Origin of the sequence: Streptomyces sp. NPDC002773 (genome assembly GCF_040295605.1) — a bacterium.
In the GTDB taxonomy this organism is placed as follows: Bacteria; Actinomycetota; Actinomycetes; order Streptomycetales; family Streptomycetaceae; genus Streptomyces.
This window is the reverse complement of the sequence record NZ_JBEOVO010000036.1, coordinates 16,813-33,187: the sequence shown is the minus strand read 5'-3', so window position 1 is coordinate 33,187 and position 16,375 is coordinate 16,813. Positions and strand designations below refer to the sequence as shown.

General features: G+C 71.6%; 15 protein-coding genes and 1 pseudogene. 12 read left to right on the top strand and 4 right to left on the bottom strand.

Annotated elements, in window-relative coordinates; genetic code table 11:
- The first annotated feature begins 36 nt into the window (after positions 1-36).
- Entirely contained in the window at positions 37-519 is a 483-nt protein-coding gene (locus tag ABT034_RS30025; protein ID WP_351220220.1) for a DUF456 domain-containing protein, read from the top strand.
- Positions 520-546: 27 nt separating this feature from the next.
- Here ABT034_RS30025 and ABT034_RS30020 read toward each other — a convergent pair.
- The 4 genes and pseudogenes from ABT034_RS30020 to ABT034_RS30005 form a co-directional block, all read right to left on the bottom strand.
- Positions 547-1,878: pseudogene (locus ABT034_RS30020) on the bottom strand (DNA-3-methyladenine glycosylase 2 family protein); the annotation flags it as partial.
- Between the two features lie 96 nt (positions 1,879-1,974).
- Complete coding sequence (gene rsgA, locus ABT034_RS30015) at positions 1,975-3,087, bottom strand: ribosome small subunit-dependent GTPase A (protein ID WP_351220219.1); 1,113 nt, start codon at positions 3,085-3,087, stop codon at positions 1,975-1,977.
- 274 nt (positions 3,088-3,361) lie between these two features.
- Positions 3,362-4,195, bottom strand: a complete 834-nt coding sequence (locus tag ABT034_RS30010; protein ID WP_351220218.1) for a class II glutamine amidotransferase — start codon at positions 4,193-4,195, stop codon at positions 3,362-3,364.
- Between the two features lie 123 nt (positions 4,196-4,318).
- Positions 4,319-5,443, bottom strand: a complete 1,125-nt coding sequence (locus ABT034_RS30005; protein ID WP_351220217.1) for a YihY/virulence factor BrkB family protein — start codon at positions 5,441-5,443, stop codon at positions 4,319-4,321.
- 17 nt (positions 5,444-5,460) lie between these two features.
- On the opposite strand from ABT034_RS30005, the gene ABT034_RS30000 reads away from it, so the two are divergent.
- The 11 genes from ABT034_RS30000 (at position 5,461) to ABT034_RS29950 (ending at position 16,347) form a co-directional block, all read left to right on the top strand.
- Positions 5,461-7,098 (top strand): acyl-CoA dehydrogenase family protein, encoded by a 1,638-nt coding sequence (locus ABT034_RS30000; protein ID WP_351220216.1) that lies wholly within the window; start codon positions 5,461-5,463, stop codon positions 7,096-7,098.
- Positions 7,099-7,334: 236 nt separating this feature from the next.
- Positions 7,335-8,627 carry a GAF domain-containing protein gene (locus ABT034_RS29995; protein WP_351220215.1) on the top strand — a complete coding sequence of 431 codons (1,293 nt, stop codon included), beginning with the start codon at positions 7,335-7,337 and terminating at the stop codon, positions 8,625-8,627.
- A gap of 49 nt (positions 8,628-8,676) precedes the next feature.
- Positions 8,677-9,246 carry a GNAT family N-acetyltransferase gene (locus ABT034_RS29990; RefSeq protein WP_351220214.1) on the top strand — a complete coding sequence of 190 codons (570 nt, stop codon included), beginning with the start codon at positions 8,677-8,679 and terminating at the stop codon, positions 9,244-9,246.
- 143 nt (positions 9,247-9,389) lie between these two features.
- Complete coding sequence (locus ABT034_RS29985) at positions 9,390-9,473, top strand: putative leader peptide (protein ID WP_310591794.1); 84 nt, start codon at positions 9,390-9,392, stop codon at positions 9,471-9,473.
- 136 nt (positions 9,474-9,609) lie between these two features.
- Positions 9,610-11,307 (top strand): nitrite/sulfite reductase, encoded by a 1,698-nt coding sequence (locus ABT034_RS29980; RefSeq protein ID WP_351220213.1) that lies wholly within the window; start codon positions 9,610-9,612, stop codon positions 11,305-11,307.
- Positions 11,304-11,483 carry a hypothetical protein gene (locus ABT034_RS29975; protein ID WP_351220212.1) on the top strand — a complete coding sequence of 60 codons (180 nt, stop codon included), beginning with the start codon at positions 11,304-11,306 and terminating at the stop codon, positions 11,481-11,483. Before ABT034_RS29980 ends, ABT034_RS29975 begins: the two co-directional genes overlap by 4 nt.
- The gene (locus ABT034_RS29970; RefSeq protein WP_351220211.1) at positions 11,480-12,187 is read left to right on the top strand and encodes a phosphoadenylyl-sulfate reductase; all 708 of its coding nucleotides are present in this window, start codon (positions 11,480-11,482) and stop codon (positions 12,185-12,187) included. Before ABT034_RS29975 ends, ABT034_RS29970 begins: the two co-directional genes overlap by 4 nt.
- On the top strand, positions 12,169-12,750 hold the full coding sequence (cysC, locus tag ABT034_RS29965; RefSeq protein ID WP_502973085.1) for an adenylyl-sulfate kinase: 582 nt from the start codon (positions 12,169-12,171) through the stop codon (positions 12,748-12,750). Before ABT034_RS29970 ends, cysC begins: the two co-directional genes overlap by 19 nt.
- The gene (gene cysD / locus ABT034_RS29960; protein WP_351220209.1) at positions 12,747-13,682 is read left to right on the top strand and encodes a sulfate adenylyltransferase subunit CysD; all 936 of its coding nucleotides are present in this window, start codon (positions 12,747-12,749) and stop codon (positions 13,680-13,682) included. The genes cysC and cysD overlap by 4 nt, the downstream gene beginning before the upstream one ends.
- Entirely contained in the window at positions 13,682-15,034 is a 1,353-nt protein-coding gene (locus ABT034_RS29955) for a sulfate adenylyltransferase subunit 1 (RefSeq protein WP_351220208.1), read from the top strand. The genes cysD and ABT034_RS29955 overlap by 1 nt, the downstream gene beginning before the upstream one ends.
- 203 nt (positions 15,035-15,237) lie before the next feature.
- The gene (locus ABT034_RS29950; protein WP_351220207.1) at positions 15,238-16,347 is read left to right on the top strand and encodes an aliphatic sulfonate ABC transporter substrate-binding protein; all 1,110 of its coding nucleotides are present in this window, start codon (positions 15,238-15,240) and stop codon (positions 16,345-16,347) included.
- The last annotated feature ends 28 nt before the right edge of the window (positions 16,348-16,375 follow it).

Here is a 16,375-nt window from a genome sequence, read left to right as displayed (position 1 = left end):
CTGCGCGTTCGCCGGATGTGGGGGACGCTGGTCAGCGTGGGTGTGTGGCAGCTCCTGATGGTCGCGACGGTGATGCTTCTCGGCGTGTTCGGGGTGCTGGCCCCCGGCGTGCCGGGGACGTGGCTGGTGTGGGCGGCGATGCTGTGGTGGTCGCTGCACGAGCGGACGGACCTCGCCTGGATCCTGCTGGCCTCCGCGACAGGACTGCTGCTCCTCACGCAGGTCGTCGTGTGGCAGTTGCCGCCGCGCCGGTTCCGGGGCGTCGGCATCACCCGGCGGATGGTGACGTACGCCGGGGTGGGCGCGCTCCTGGGTTTCGTCCTGGTCCCGGTGGTCGGCGCGGTTCCCGGCTTCGTCGGCGGGATCTACCTCTCGGAGCGGCTCCGGCTCGGCGGTCACGGGCAGGCGCGGGCGGCGACCCGGACGGTGATGCGGGCGGCCGGCACGAGCGTCCTCGTCGAACTCTTCGCCTGCCTGCTTGTCGTGGGGGCGTGGGCGGGCGCGGTCCTCTGGGGCTGAGCCGCCGGGGACTCAGCGGGCCGGGGCGAGGTAGCGGGCCGCGTACGAACGCCACGGCCGCCACTCCTCCGCGTCCGGGCCGCCCGCCGCCGGTGGCACGTCCGGGTCGCCGAGGGACCGCATGCGGATCAGGGCCGCCGCCTCCGCCGTGACCCCGGGGACGGCGAGGAGGGCCCGCTCGGCCTCGTCGCGGTCGGCGCCGGGGTCGAGGCGTACGGCTCCGCCGGCGAGGGCGCGGGCCAGCGGTCCCGCGACGGGGTGGCCGGTCAGGGCGGCCGGTTCGGGGAAGACGTGGGTGAGGGTGCCGCAGGCCGTGGCGAGCGGGGTGCCGTACCGCTCGACGAGCCGGGCCGACTCCTCGGCGCCGAGGACCGTCCGCAGCGCGAACTCCTCGGGGTCGGCCGTGCCCGGGGAGCGTACGCCCGGCCGGGCCGCCACCTCGGCGGCGAGCCCGGGGGCCGCTCCGAGGCGCTCGGCCACCGCGTACGGGTCCGCGTCCAGGTCGAGGAGGCGGCGCAGCCGGTGCACGGCGGTGGTGAGGTCGCGCAGCTCGGTCAGGTGGATGCGGGCGTCCAGCCAGCGCCCGGCGGAGCGCTCGTCGACGGAGACGACGCCAGTGCCGTACGGGAGCCGGAGCGTACGCCGGTAGGTGCGGGCGCCGGGGGCGCCGACGACCTCCTCGACGCGGGGGACGGCCTCGGCCGCGAGCAGGTCGAAGACCTCCCCTGCCGCGTACGGCCCCCGGTGGGCGAGCCGCAGCGGGACTCCGGCGGCGAGCGCGGTACGGGCTCCGGCGCCGCTGCCCGCCTCGGCGCGCAGGGCGGTGGGGGTCCTGGCGTAGACGGCGCGGATCGTCTCGTTGAACTGGCGGACGCTGGCGAAGCCGGCCGCGAAGGCGATCTCGGTGACGGGGAGCCCGGTGGTCTGGAGCAGCAGCCGTGCGGTGTGCGCCCGCTGGGCGCGGGCGAGGGCGACGGGCCCGGCGCCCAGCTCGGCGGTGAGCTGGCGCTGCACCTGCCGGGTGCTGTAGCCGAGGCGTCCGGCGAGGCCGGGGACGCCCTCGCGGTCGACGACGCCGTCGCCGATCATGCGCATGGCGCGCCCGACGACATCGGCCCGTACGTTCCACTCGGCGGAGCCGGGCACGGCGTCCGGCCGGCAGCGGCGGCAGGCGCGGAAGCCGTGGCCCTGGGCGGCGGCGGCCGTGGGGAAGAACGCGACGTTCTGCCGTTTGGGGGTGACGGCGGGGCAGCTGGGGCGGCAGTAGATCCCGGTGGTCCGGACGGCGAAGAAGAACTCTCCGTCGAACCGGGCGTCCCTGCTGCTGACCGCCTCGTAGCGGGTGTCGTCGTCCCTCATGGCTCCCAGTGTGCGACCTCCGACGGCACCGGGCTCGCGGTTTTCGGACAGGGCGCTCGGAGGGGACGAGCGCCTCGTCCCCTCCCGGCGGGCCCGTTAACGCCCGTGCCCGCGCTTCATCTCCAGGGCCTTCCGGCCCGCCGCGTGCCGGCGCTTCCAGTCCTTGAGCATCTCGGTGCGCAGCCGGGCGTCGGTCTTGGCGACGAGCCGCTGGTTCTCGCGGAGCAGCTTGCGGTAGCTCTCCAGACGGCGTACCGGCAGTGTGCCGTCCTCGATCGCCGCCGCGACCGCGCAGCCCGGCTCGGACTCGTGGCCGCAGTCGTGGAATCGGCAGTTCCCGGCCAGTTCCTCGATCTCCGCGAAGACCTGGCCGACGCCGGCCTCGGCGTCCCAGAGTCCGACGCCGCGCAGCCCGGGGGTGTCGATGAGGACTCCCCCGCCGGGCAGCACGAAGAGGTTGCGGGTGGTCGTGGTGTGGCGGCCCTTGCCGTCGATGTCACGGGCGGCCTGGACGTCCATGACGTCCTCGCCGACGAGGACGTTGGCCAGGGTCGACTTCCCGGCGCCGGAGACGCCGAGCAGCACGGTCGTACCGCCCGCGACGGTCGCGGCGAGCACGTCGAGGCCTTCGCCGGTGGTGGAGCTGAGGGGCAGCACCTGCACGCCGGGGGCGACCGTCTCCACGTCCTCGACGAGGTAGGAGAGTCCGACCGGGTCGGGCACGAGGTCGGCCTTGCTGAGGACGACGGTCGGCTGGGCGCCGGACTCCCAGGCCAGGGCCAGGAAGCGTTCGATCCGGCCGAGGTCGAGCTCGACGGCGAGCGACACGGTGATGACGGCGTGGTCCACGTTGGCGGCGAGGATCTGCCCCTCGGACCGCTTGGAGGAGGTGGAACGCGCGAAGGCCGTGCGGCGCGGCAGGCAGGCCCGTACGTACCGGGGGTCGCGGACGCCCTCCGGGTCGACGGCGGCCCAGTCGCCGGTGCACACGACCCGGAGCGGGTCGTGCGGGGTCACGAACGCCGTGTCGGCGCGGATGACCCCCTCGTCGGTGGCTACGTCGCACTGGCCGCGGTCCACGCGGATGACCCGCCCCGGGACGAGTCCCTGGGCGGCGTAGGGCGCGAAGGCGGCGGCCCAGCCGGAGTCCCAGCCGTGGGCGTCGAGCAGCGAGGAGGCGGAGGTGAGGTGGGAAAGCGGGAGAGACAAGGGGGACCCTTCGAAGGGCGGCCCCGGCAGCGCGCTCGGCGCGCGGAAGTCGAGTGGATGTCAGCCGGAGGCCACAGGGGTGGGAACGATGAACTCCTGAATGCGGGCAGTGCCCGTCACCGTGACAGTCATCAATGTCCTCACCTCCTGCTTCTTCTCAACGGACCAACTCCCGTCCCCTCGGGAACGGATGAGCAGAACCTTAGCCCCGTCCCGGGGAGCGGCGCCACCGATTAAACGGGAGGGCGTGTGACGCCTCAAACGAGAGGGCGTGTCACGCCGCCGCCGGCGCGAAGGAGTGCAGGGTGTCGGTGCCCGGCTGGACGACGCCGTAGCTGCTCTCCGGCACTTCGTTCCATGCCCCCGGCAGGTCGCCGAGCGGCTCGGACACGATGAGGCGTGTCTCCTCTTCGAGGTCCCGCAGGAACGTGACATCCGGGTGCAGTCTGCGCAGTGTCTCCACGCGGCTGCTGTAGAACAGCGATCGGGAGGTGCGCCCGCTGGAGTAGCGGAATCCCCACGTGCGTTCGCCGTCGGTGATGGCGAGGGTCATCTGGAGGGGGTACTCCACGCCGTGCTCGCGCCCGACCCGCTCCACCACTCCCGCCATCCGGGCGACGGCGGCGGGCGGGTCCTCGTCGAGGCCGAAGGTGAGCGCCAGATAGAACATCACCTCGGAGTCCGTGCTCCCCTCGATGTCCGCGTACAGCTCCGGGTCGACGAGCAGGGTGAGCTCGCGGCGCATGAGGTGGAATCCCGCGATGGCGCCGTTGTGCATGAACATCCAGCGGCCGTGCCGGAACGGGTGGCAGTTCGACTGCTGCACCGCCGTCCCCGTCGATGCCCGGATGTGGGCGAAGAACAGCGGCGAGCGGACGTGATCCGCCAGTTCCCGCAGGTTGCGGTTGTTCCAGGCGGGTCCGATGTCCCTGAAGAGCGCCGGGGAACCGCCGTTCTCCGAGTACCAGCCGACTCCGAAACCGTCACCGTTGGTGGTCTCCACGCCGAGTTTGGAATGGAGGCTCTGGTCGATCAGCGAGTGCGCCGGTTGGTAGAGAATCGTGTCGAGCAGGATGGGAGTACCCGAGTACGCGAGCCATCGGCACATACGACACCACCAGCGTCCCGTGCGTGTTCAGGGGGCTTCCTCATTCTCGGTCTCCCGGCCCGGGAGCGCCACGCGGGCACCGCGTCCGGTTCGCCTCCGCCTCGCCCCCAGCGCGCCGAGGGGTCAGTCCTTCTCCCAGCCCGAGTGGAGGCGGGCCTTGACGTCGTCCGGGGGGAGGAACCTGGACCAGCGTTCGGGGAACTCGGACGGCATGTCGGGGTCGTCCTCGTCGACGTCCTCCGCCTCGGCCCGGACCCGGGCGACGAGTTCCGCCGCCTGGAAGGCGCGGGCCCGCTCGTTGGCCTCGCGGGCCGCGGCCGTGGCGACGGAGGGCCAGACGCGGTCGATGGCGGCGTTCACGGCGGCGCCGACGAGCACGGCGAAGGCCGAGATGCCGATCCAGAGGAGGACGGCGATGGGGGCCGCGAGGGAGCCGTAGATCGTGGGGCCCTCGACCTGGCTGGTGAGGTAGATGCGCAGCAGGAAGCTGCCGAGGACCCACATGCCGAGCGCCATGAGGGCGCCGGGGATGTCCTCGATCCACGGCGATCTGACCGGCACGGACACGTGGTAGAGCGTGGTGAGGAAGGCGATGGAAAGCAGGATGACGGCCGGCCAGTACAGGACGGCGACGACCTCGGTGCCGAAGGGGACGAGCTCGACGACCCGGTCGGGGCCGACGACCGCGAGCGGCAGCACGACGGCTCCGATGATCAGCGCCACCAGGTAGAGCAGGAAGGCGAGGAGCCGGGTCTTCACGATGCCTCGGTGGCCGTCGAGCCCGTACATGACGGTGATGGTGTCGATGAAGACGTTCACCGCGCGCGAGCCGGACCAGAGGGCGATGGCGAAGCCGAGGGAGATCAGGTCGGCCCGTTTGCCCTGGGTCACGTCGTCCAGGATCGGTTTGGCGATGTCCTCGACGCCCCGGTCGGAGAGGACCGTTCCGGCAGCGCGGAGGATGTTCTCCTGGATGCTCGCGACGGTGTCCGTGTTCGTCCAGTCGTCGGCGTACCCGAGGAGGGCGATCAGGCCGAGGAGCAGCGGCGGCAGCGACAGCAGGGTGAAGAACGCGGCCTCGGCGGCCAGGCCGAGGATCCGGTACTCGATGCACGAGTTGACGGTGTCCTTGAGGAGCAGCCAGACCATCTTCCGCTTCGAGACGTTGCGGTAGAGGACGCGCGCGCGGTGGAGCCTGCTCCAGGGCCGCCGCTCGGGCCGGTCGGGTGTTTCGCTTGCTGCCTGCACCTGCTTACCGTATCGGCATGACAGCGACCACCCACACCGTGACCAACCAGGCTCCGCCCCTGGTGGGACATGACGTCTTCAGCAGTGATCGGGCGCTGGCGGAAGCGGTCGAGCGGCACCTCGCGCCGGAGCTCCTCGACGAGGCCCGCGGCGACCTCGGCGTACTGGGCAAGGCGGCCGGTTCGGCGCAGATGCGGATGTGGGGTGAGCGGGCGAACGAGAACCCGCCGCGGCTGCTCACCCACGACCGGTACGGCCACCGGATCGACGAGGTCGTGTTCGATCCGGCCTGGCACCGGCTCCTCGGCAAGTCGGTGGGGGCCGGGCTCACCGACGCGTGGGGCCGTCCGGGTGGTCATGTCCGGCGGGCCGCCGGGTTCCTGGTGGTGTCCCAGGTGGAGGCCGGGCACGGCTGTCCGCTGTCGATGACGCACGCCGCGGTGCCCGCGCTGCGCGCCGAGCCGGAGGTCGCGGAGGTCTGGGAGCCCGCCGCCACCTCCCATGTGTACGAGTGGGGGCTCACTCCGGTCGCGGAGAAGGCCGGTGCGCTGCTCGGGATGGGCATGACGGAGAAGCAGGGCGGCAGCGACGTCCGGGCGAACACGACGGTGGCGCGCCCGCTGCCGGCCGACGGCGAGTACGTCCTGACGGGGCACAAGTGGTTCTGTTCGGCGCCGATGTCGGACGCCTTCCTGGTCCTGGCGCAGGCCCCGGCGGGGCTGACGTGCTTCCTGGTGCCGCGGGTGCTCGCGGACGGCTCGCGCAACGCCTTCGCGCTCCAGCGGCTCAAGGACAAGCTGGGCAACCGTTCGAACGCCTCCGCCGAGGTGGAGTTCGACGGGACGACCTGGGCCCGCCGGGTCGGCGAGGAGGGGCGGGGTCTGCGCTCGATCATGGGCATGGTGGCGGCGACCCGGCTCGACTGCGTCCTCGGCTCGGCGGCGCTGATGCGGCAGGCGGTGGCGCAGGCCGTGCACCACTGCGCGTACCGGAGCGCGTTCGGCGGGCTGCTGATCGACAAGCCGCTGATGCGGAACGTACTGGCTGATCTGGCCCTGGATTCGGAGGCCGCGACAGTGCTGGGCATGCGTCTGGCGGCGGCCTACGACGCCGACACCCCGGAGGAGCGGGCGCTGTTGCGTATCGCCGTGCCGGCTGCGAAGTACTGGGTGACGAAGCGGTGTACGCCGATGGTGGCGGAGGCGCTGGAGTGCCTGGGCGGCAACGGGTACGTGGAGGAGTCGGGGATGCCCCGACTGCTGCGGGAGTCGCCGCTCAACTCGGTGTGGGAGGGCTCGGGGAACGTTCAGGCGCTCGACGTGGTCCGGGTGCTGCGGACCGAGCCCGCCGCCCTCGACGCGTTCCTGCGGGAGGTGGGGGCGGCGCGGGGAGCGGACCACCGGCTCGACCGGGCGATCCGGGGGGTTCTCGTCGAACTGGCGGATCTGGACGGGATCGAGGCGCGGGCGCGTCGGCTCACGGAACGGCTCGCGCTGGTACTCCAGGGCGCGCTGCTCGTGCGCTGGGCGCCCCCTGAGGTCGCGGACGCGTTCTGCGCGGGGCGGCTGGGCGAGGACGGCGGCTCGGCCTTCGGCACGCTGCCGCACACCCTGGACCTGCGGGCGGTGGTGGAGCGGGCGCGGGTGGAGGTCTGAGGGGCGGGGTCGGCACGCGCGGAGAAGCGGGGGTGGTGCTGCGCCGACACGGCACCACCCACCGCTCGCATCAGCTTCGCCCAGGGGCCCGGTCGGCGGCCAGAGTTGCAAAGGGTTGCAGGATTACCCGAACCGGGCCTCGCCGGGCGGTCGCGAACGGCACGATGGGGACCGACACTCCGGACATCTGCCCCGTGCAGAACCGATTCAGCACCCCGGGTGGCTGGGAGAGACCGATGAAGAACACGCAGCTCGACATGAAGCGCCTCGCCGCCATGGACGCCGCCCAGGCCAGCCGTCTGCTCCACCGGGTGCGCGAGGAGACCCTGGCCGGCCGTACGCCTCCGATAGCGCCCCGCCCGGTGATCGACGCCTCCTGGCAGCGGATGGCCCGGCTCGGGCTCGACCCCGACCAGGGCACGAGCAGCGTGCTGCTCCAGCGGGACGAGCTGGAGGAGCGGCGCAGGTCCACGCTCCTCTCGGAGGTCATGCAGACGCTGAGCGGCGGACTCGCGGGCATCGCCGACACCTCGCTCCAGATCATGGTGGTCACCGACGAGCACGGCCGGGTGCTGTGGCGCCAGGGGAACCTGGCGGTGATGCGGCAGGCGAACGGGATCTGTCTGGAGGAGGGCGCGGCCTGGACCGAGCACACCACCGGCACCAACGCGGTCGGCACGGCCCTCGCCATGGGCCGGGCGGTGCAGGTGCACTCCGCCGAGCACTATGTGCACACCCTCCACAACTGGACCTGCGCCGCCGCGCCCGTGCACGACCCGCGTGACCGGCGGCTGCTCGGCATCCTGGACGTCAGCGGCCCGGCATCCACCTTCCACCCGGCGATGCTGGCCCTGGTCGACTCGGTGGCCCAGCTCGCCGAGGCCGAGATGCGGGAGCGGCACCGGCGGTCGGTCGAGCGGCTGCGGGCGGTGGCGGCGCCGATCCTGTGCCGGGTGGGCGGCCGGGCCGTCGCGGTGGACCCGCACGGCTGGACGGCGGCGGTGACCGGGCTCGCGCCGGTGGACCGGATCCCGCTGCCGAAGTCGTTCCGGTCGGGCCGGCTGTGGCTGCCCTCGCTCGGTGTGTGCGCGGTGGAGCCGCTGCCCGGCGGCTGGCTGCTGCGGGTCGAGGAGGAGGCGGCGGCACAGGACCCGGGCGCGGAGGCGGCGAGCCGGGTGGTCCTCGATCTGAGCCGGCCGCGCCGCTGGACGGTGTCCGTCTCGGGGGCGGCGGGGAGCTGGCAGCAGGAGCTCAGCCCCCGGCACGCGGAGCTCCTCTATGTACTGGCGGTGCACCGGGACGGGCGGACGGCGGCGGAGCTCGCGGACGACGTGTTCGGGGACCGTACGCGCACGGTGACCGTACGGGCGGAGATGTCCCGGGTACGCCGGAACCTGGCCGGGGTCCTGGCGCACCGCCCGTACCGCTTCCGCGAGGAGGTCGCGGTGGAGGTCCTGCGCCCGGAGCGCCCGGCGGACCTGCTGCCCCACTCGCTGGCGCCGGCGGTGCGGGCGGGGGCGGGCGCATGAGGGGCGGACCGCTCTGGGAATCCGGCGCTCCGCATGATGCGATGACCCTATGAGCATCACTCTCACCACCTGGTCCCTCGAACAGACGTCCCCGTCCGACCTGCGCCCCGCCGCCCCGCCGGAGGGCGGCGACGTGACGGTCCGGCGCGCCGAGGTGCCCTCGGCGGAGTACAGCCGCTTCCTCTACACGGCGGTCGGCGGCGACATCCGCTGGTCCGACCGGCTGTCGCTGACGTACAAGCAGTGGCAGGAGATCGTGGAGAAGCCGGGCGCCGAGATCTGGGTGGCGTACGACAAGGGGACGCCGGCCGGGTACGTGGAGCTGGACCCGCAGGACGACGGTGTGGTGGAGATCGTCTACTTCGGCCTGATCCCGGCCTTCCGGGGGCGCCGGATCGGTGGCCACCTCCTCTCGTACGGGGTGGCCCGGGCCTGGGACCTGGCCGAGCGCTGGCCGGAGCGGGAGGCGACGACGCGCGTGTGGCTGCACACCTGCTCCCTGGACGGTCCGCACGCGATGGCCAACTACGAGCGGCGCGGCTTCCGGCTCTTCGACACGAAGGTGGAGGAGGTCGAGGAGAGCGAGACCCCCGGCCCGTGGCCCGGCGCTCACGGCTGAGACCGGCCGAAGAGGTGCGAAGGGGCCCTGATCAGGGCCCCTTTCGCGTGACCCACACCACACCATCTCGACAAGCGAGACGACTATGTCCGCATTCTGGACGATGCTGGACTGGGTCCAAAGTCCCGTGACACGCTTCCGTCATGTCTGGAACTGGAATTGCCTTGGTGAGTCGGCGGCACGTCGACCTAGGCCGCATGTCCAGCGCCATCTGTCCGGCGCGCTGAGAGAACCAGCACCGCCGCGATTTCTCTTCTGCCCGACTCTGCCCCGCCCTGCTGCGCACTGACGCGCCACCCTCCGACCTGAGCGCCAGTGTGCAGGTCAGAGCCGCCCTCTCGCAGTCCCGAAGGACAAGACGCCATGGCCGCCACCCCGGAAAACCCCACTCCCGCCGCCGCCCGCCGCAAGCCCGGGCGCCACCGTGGCGAGGGTCAGTGGGCCGTGGGGCACTTCACCCCTCTGAACGGCAATGAGCAGTTCAAGAAGGACGACGACGGTCTCAACGTACGGACACGTATTGAGACGGTCTACTCGAAGCGCGGATTCGACTCCATCGACCCCAACGACCTGCGCGGCCGTATGCGCTGGTGGGGCCTCTACACCCAGCGCAAGCAGGGTCTGGACGGCACCAAGACGGGTGTCCTGGAGCCGGAGGAGCTGGACGACGAGTACTTCATGCTCCGCGTCCGCATCGACGGCGGCCGGCTGACCACCGAGCAGCTGCGGGTCATCGGCGAGATCTCCGAGGAGTTCGCCCGGGGCACGGCCGACATCACCGACCGGCAGAACGTCCAGTACCACTGGATCCGCATCGAGGACGTCCCCGAGATCTGGAACCGCCTGGAGGCGGTCGGCCTGTCCACCACGGAGGCCTGCGGCGACACCCCGCGTGTGATCCTCGGCTCCCCGGTGGCCGGCATCGCCGCCGACGAGATCATCGACGGCACCCCCGCCATCGACGAGATCTACCGGCGGATCGTGGGCAACAAGGACTTCTCCAACCTGCCCCGCAAGTTCAAGTCCGCGGTCTCCGGCTCGCCGCAGCTCGACGTGGCGCACGAGATCAACGACATCGCCTTCGTCGGCGTGCACCACCCGGAGCACGGCCCCGGCTTCGACGTCTGGGTCGGCGGCGGTCTCTCCACCAACCCCAAGCTCGGCGTCCGGCTCGGCACCTGGGTCTCCCTCGACGAGGTCCCCGACGTCTACGAGGGCGTCATCTCGATCTTCCGCGACTACGGCTACCGCCGGCTGCGCAACCGCGCCCGGCTGAAGTTCCTCGTCGCCGACTGGGGCCCGGAGAAGTTCCGCCAGGTCCTGGAGGACGAGTACCTGAAGCGGAAGCTCACCGACGGCCCCGCCCCCGAGCAGCCCGCCGGCCAGTGGCGCGACCACATGGGCGTGCACCGGCAGACGGACGGCCGCTTCTACATCGGCTTCGCCCCGCGCGTGGGCCGGGTCGACGGCGCCACCCTGACCAAGATCGCCGGCCTGGCCGAGCAGCACGGCTCCGGCCGGCTGCGGACCACCGCGGACCAGAAGATGATCCTGCTCGACGTCGAGGAGGCGCAGGTCGACTCGGCGGTCGCCGCCCTCGAGGCGCTCGACCTGCGGGTGAACCCGACCCCGTTCCGGCGCGGCACGATGGCCTGCACCGGCATCGAGTTCTGCAAGCTCGCGATCGTCGAGACCAAGGCGCGCGGCGCCTCGCTCATCGACGAGCTGGAGCGCCGGATCCCGGAGTTCGACGAGCCGCTGACGATCAACATCAACGGCTGCCCGAACGCCTGCGCCCGTATCCAGGTCGCGGACATCGGTCTCAAGGGCCAGCTGGTCCTGGACGACGACGGCAACCGCGTCGAGGGCTACCAGGTGCACCTGGGCGGCGCCCTCGGTCTCGAGGCCGGCTTCGGCCGCAAGGTCCGCGGCCTCAAGGTCACCGCGGCCGAGCTCCCGGACTACGTCGAGCGGGTCCTCACGCGCTACCAGGCGGAGCGCGAGACCGGCGAGCGCTTCGCGACCTGGGCGTCGCGTGCCTCCGAGGAGGCGCTGTCATGAGCGAGCGCGCCGCACCGTTCCACTGCCCCTACTGCGGCGACGAGGACCTGCGTCCGAACGAGCAGGGCCACGGCGCCTGGGAATGCGCAGCGTGCAGCCGAGCCTTCCAGTTGAAGTTCCTGGGGCTGCTCGCCCCGGCGACTTCGAGCAACACCCCTGGAAGGGAAGACATATGACGGTCACTCAGGATGCCACCACGGCCGACCTCAAGGCACTCGCCGAGCAGGCCGGCCGTGACCTGGAGGACGCCTCCGCGCTGGACATCCTCCGCTGGGCGGTCGACACCTTCGGCGACACCTTCTGCGTCACCTCCTCCATGGAGGACGCGGTCGTCGCCCACCTCGCCTCCCGGGTCCGACCCGGCGTGGACGTCGTCTTCCTCGACACCGGCTACCACTTCGAGGAGACCATCGGCACCCGCGACGCCGTGGACGCCGTCATGGACGTCAACGTCATCACACTGACCCCGCGTCAGACCGTGGCCGAGCAGGACGCCGAGTACGGCCCGAAGCTGCACGACCGCGACCCCGACCTGTGCTGCGCGCTGCGCAAGGTCAAGCCGCTCGAAGAGGGCCTGACCCGGTACAGCGCGTGGGCGACGGGCCTGCGCCGCGACGAGTCCCCGACCCGGGCGAACACCCCGGTCGTCGGCTGGGACGAGAAGCGGCGGAAGGTCAAGGTCTCCCCCATCGCCCGCTGGACGCAGGACGACGTCGACGCGTACGTCGCGGAGCACGGTGTCCTCACCAACCCGCTCCTCATGGACGGGTACGCCTCCGTCGGCTGCGCCCCCTGCACCCGCCGGGTCCTGGAGGGCGAGGACGCCAGGGCCGGACGCTGGGCCGGACGCGGCAAGACCGAATGCGGGCTGCACGGATGACGGCCACTCAGAACATTCAGGAGAAGCACGTGACGGGCGCCACCATCTGGCTCACCGGCCTGCCGAGCGCCGGCAAGACCACCATCGCGTACGAGCTGGCCGGCCGGCTCCGCGCCGAGGGCCACCGCGTCGAGGTCCTCGACGGCGACGAGATCCGCGAGTTCCTCTCGGCGGGCCTCGGCTTCAGCCGCGAGGACCGGCACACGAACGTGCAGCGGATCGGCTTCGTCTCGGAGCTGCTCGCCTCCAACGGCGTGAAGGTCCTCGTCCCCGTCATCGCCCCGTACGAGGACAGCCGCGAGGCGGTGCGCAAGCGCCACGCCTCGGAAGGCACCCCGTACGTCGAGGTGCATGTCGCCACTCCGGTGGACGTGTGCTCCGTACGCGACGTCAAGGGTCTCTACGCCAAGCAGGCCGCGGGCGAGATCAGCGGGCTCACCGGCGTCGACGATCCGTACGACGAGCCGCGCAACCCCGATCTGCGGATCGAGTCCCACACCCAGACCGTGCAGGAGTCGGCAGCGACGCTCCACGCGCTGCTCACCGAGAGGGGTCTCGCATGACCACCGTGGCCCATGTCCACGACAGTACGGACAGCCCGTTCGCGCTGTCGCACCTGGACTCCCTGGAGTCCGAGGCCGTCCACATCTTCCGTGAGGTGGCGGGTGAGTTCGAGCGGCCGGTGATCCTCTTCTCCGGCGGCAAGGACTCCATCGTCATGCTGCACCTGGCGCTGAAGGCCTTCGCCCCCGCGCCGGTCCCCTTCACGCTGCTGCACGTCGACACCGGGCACAACTTCCCCGAGGTCCTGGAGTACCGCGACCGGGTCGTCGCCCAGCACGGGCTGCGGCTGCACGTCGCCTCCGTGCAGGAGTACATCGACGCGGGCAAGCTGCGCGAGCGCCCCGACGGCACCCGCAACCCGCTGCAGACCGTCCCGCTGACGGAGGCGATCCAGCAGCACCGCTTCGACGCCGTCTTCGGCGGCGGCCGCCGCGACGAGGAGAAGGCCCGCGCCAAGGAGCGGGTGTTCTCGCTGCGCGACGAGTTCTCGCAGTGGGACCCGCGCCGCCAGCGCCCCGAGCTGTGGCAGCTCTACAACGGCCGGCACGCCCCCGGTGAGCACGTCCGCGTGTTCCCGCTGTCCAACTGGACCGAGCTGGACGTCTGGCAGTACATCCAGCGCGAGAAGATCGAGCTTCCGGACATCTACTTCGCGCACGAGCGCGAGGTGTTCGCCCGCAGCGGCATGTGGCTGACGGCCGGCGAGTGGGGCGGTCCGAAGGAGTCCGAGACGGTCGAGACGCGGCTGATCCGCTACCGCACCGTCGGCGACATGTCCTGCACCGGCGCCGTCGACTCCGACGCCACCACGCTGGACGCCGTCATCGCCGAGATCGCCGCCTCCCGACTGACCGAGCGGGGCGCCACCCGCGCCGACGACAAGATGTCCGAGGCCGCGATGGAAGACCGCAAGCGCGAAGGGTACTTCTAATGAGCACGTCCACCGAGCAGCTGTCCGAGCAGCTGGCGGCCACCACCCTGCTGCGTTTCGCCACCGCCGGCTCCGTCGACGACGGCAAGTCCACCCTGGTCGGCCGGCTCCTGCACGACTCCAAGTCGGTCCTCGCCGACCAGCTGGAGGCCGTGGAGCACGCCTCCCGCTCCCGGGGTCAGGAGGCGCCCGACCTGGCGCTGCTCACCGACGGTCTGCGGGCCGAGCGCGAGCAGGGCATCACCATCGACGTGGCGTACCGATACTTCGCGACGCCCCGCCGCCGCTTCATCCTCGCCGACACCCCCGGGCACGTGCAGTACACCCGGAACATGGTGACCGGCGCCTCCACCGCCGAGCTGGCCGTGGTCCTGGTCGACGCCCGCAACGGCGTCGTCGAGCAGACCCGCCGGCACGCCGCCGTCGCCGCGCTGCTCCGCGTCCCGCACGTGGTCCTGGCCGTGAACAAGATGGACCTGGTCGACTACCAGGAGCCCGTCTTCGCCGCGATCGCCGAGGAGTTCACGACGTACGCGTCCGAGCTCGGCGTCCCGGAGATCACCGCGATCCCGATCTCGGCGCTGGCCGGCGACAACGTCGTGGAGCCGTCCGCGAACATGGACTGGTACGGCGGCCCGACGGTCCTCGAGCACCTGGAGACCGTCCCGGTCAGCCACGACCTGACGGCCTGCCACGCGCGGTTCCCGGTGCAGTACGTGATCCGCCCGCAGACCGCCGAGCACCCCGACTACCGGGGTTACGCCGGTCAGATCGCGGCCGGCGCGTTCCGGGTCGGCGAGGAGATCACCGTCCTGCCGTCGGGGAGGACCTCCACGATCACCGGGATCGACGCGCTGGGCGAGTCGGTGGACATCGCCTGGGCCCCGCAGTCGGTCACGATCCGGCTCGCCGACGACATCGACATCTCGCGCGGCGACCTGCTCGCCCCGAGCGGTGACGCCCCGGCGACCACGCAGGACATCGAGGCGACCGTCTGCCACGTGGCGGACCAGACGCTCGCCGTCGGCCAGCGGGTGCTGCTCAAGCACACCACCCGCACGGTCAAGGCGATCGTCAAGGAGATCCCCTCGCGGCTGACCCTGGACGACCTCTCGCAGCACCCGAACCCGGGCCAGCTGGTCGCCAACGACATCGGCCGGGTCGTGGTGCGCACGGCCGAGCCGCTCGCGCTCGACGCGTACGCGGACTCGCGCCGCACCGGGTCGTTCCTGCTGATCGACCCGGCGGACGGCACCACGCTCGCGGCCGGCATGGCGGGCGAGTCGTTCGCCACCACCAAGGCCGTCGCGGTCGTCGAGACCGCCGAGGATGAAGCAGGGTGGGACTTCTGATGATGCAGAACGTGTACGCCACCTTCGCGAAGGAGGGCGGCCGGGTGGGCTCCGGCGCCCTTGGCGCGGGCCGGGGAGGTGTGGCGCGATGTGCGTGCTGACCTCGACGCGCCGCATGCGCGGCGCGACCCCGCTCCACCCGCTCCACCCCGAACGACATCGACGCAGACTTCGAAAACGCTGAATCGAGGGGAAAACCTCCCGTGCCTGCCACCACCCGTACCACCCTGCGCCGCGGCCTCGCCGCCGCCGCCGCTCTGCCGCTGCTGATCGGCGCACTCGCCTCCTGCGGCTACGGCTCCGAGGCCAAGAACGACGAGAAGAAGGTCGCGGCCGAGGGCAAGAAGCTCTCCGCCGACACCGTACGGCTCGGGTACTTCCCCAACCTCACGCACGCCACCGCGCTGGTGGGCGACCAGGAGGGGATCCTCCAGAAGGAGCTGGGCGGCACCAAGCTGGTGTCCACCACCTTCAACGCCGGCCCCTCGGAGATCGAGGCGCTCAACGCCGGTTCGATCGACATCGGCTTCATCGGCCCCTCGCCGTCCATCAACGGCTACGTCAAGACCAAGGGCACGAACCTGCGGATCGTCGGAGGCGCCGCCTCCGGCGGTGTGAAGCTCGTCGTGAACCCGGCGAAGATCAAGACCCTGGACGACCTCAAGGGCAAGCGGATCGCCACCCCGCAGCACGGCAACACGCAGGACGTGGCCTTCCTCCACTGGATCTCCGAGAAGGGCTGGAAGGTCGACGCCCAGAGCGGCAAGGGCGACGTCTCCGTGGTCCGCACGGACAACAAGGTCACCCCGAACGCCTACCTCTCCGGCGCCGTCGACGGTGCCTGGGTACCCGAGCCGACCGCGTCGAAGCTGGTCAGCGACGGGGCGAAGGTGCTGCTCGACGAGTCCGACCTGTGGCCCGACAAGAAGTTCGTGATCACGAACATCATCGTGTCGCAGAAGTTCCTGAAGGAACACCCGGACGTCGTCGAGGCGTTCCTGCGCGGCACGGTGAAGACCAACGAGTGGATCAACGCCAACCCGGACAAGGCGAAGGCCTCCGCCAACGCCAAGCTGAAGGACCTCTCGGGCAAGGCGCTGGGCGCGAAGGTGATCGACGCCGCGTGGCCGTCCATCCGGTTCACCGACGACCCGCTGGCCGCCACGCTCCAGGCGCAGGCCGAGCATGCGGTGAAGGCGGGTCTCCTGGAGAAGCCCGAGCTGTCCGGCATCTACGACCTGAAGCCGCTCAACAAGGTCCTGAAGACCGCGGGCAAGCCCGAGGTCTCCGACGCCGGTCTCGGCGCGAAGTAACAGTCCGCAGCTGATTCCCAGGAGGTGA

What these genes read in the sequence shown, in the direction of transcription:
- ABT034_RS29980 (WP_351220213.1), top strand. Translation starts at nt 9,610, where the DNA reads ATGGCCGCCACCCCGGAAAACCCCACTCCCGCCGCCGCCCGCCGCAAG.
- cysC (WP_502973085.1), top strand. Translation starts at nt 12,169, where the DNA reads ATGCGGGCTGCACGGATGACGGCCACTCAGAACATTCAGGAGAAGCAC.
- ABT034_RS29975 (WP_351220212.1), top strand. Translation starts at nt 11,304, where the DNA reads ATGAGCGAGCGCGCCGCACCGTTCCACTGCCCCTACTGCGGCGACGAG.
- ABT034_RS30000 (WP_351220216.1), top strand. Translation starts at nt 5,461, where the DNA reads ATGACAGCGACCACCCACACCGTGACCAACCAGGCTCCGCCCCTGGTG.
- ABT034_RS29955 (WP_351220208.1), top strand. Translation starts at nt 13,682, where the DNA reads ATGAGCACGTCCACCGAGCAGCTGTCCGAGCAGCTGGCGGCCACCACC.
- ABT034_RS30010 (WP_351220218.1), bottom strand. Translation starts at nt 4,195, where the DNA reads ATGTGCCGATGGCTCGCGTACTCGGGTACTCCCATCCTGCTCGACACG.
- ABT034_RS29970 (WP_351220211.1), top strand. Translation starts at nt 11,480, where the DNA reads ATGACGGTCACTCAGGATGCCACCACGGCCGACCTCAAGGCACTCGCC.
- ABT034_RS29995 (WP_351220215.1), top strand. Translation starts at nt 7,335, where the DNA reads ATGAAGAACACGCAGCTCGACATGAAGCGCCTCGCCGCCATGGACGCC.
- cysD (WP_351220209.1), top strand. Translation starts at nt 12,747, where the DNA reads ATGACCACCGTGGCCCATGTCCACGACAGTACGGACAGCCCGTTCGCG.
- ABT034_RS29990 (WP_351220214.1), top strand. Translation starts at nt 8,677, where the DNA reads ATGAGCATCACTCTCACCACCTGGTCCCTCGAACAGACGTCCCCGTCC.
- ABT034_RS29985 (WP_310591794.1), top strand. Translation starts at nt 9,390, where the DNA reads ATGTCTGGAACTGGAATTGCCTTGGTGAGTCGGCGGCACGTCGACCTA.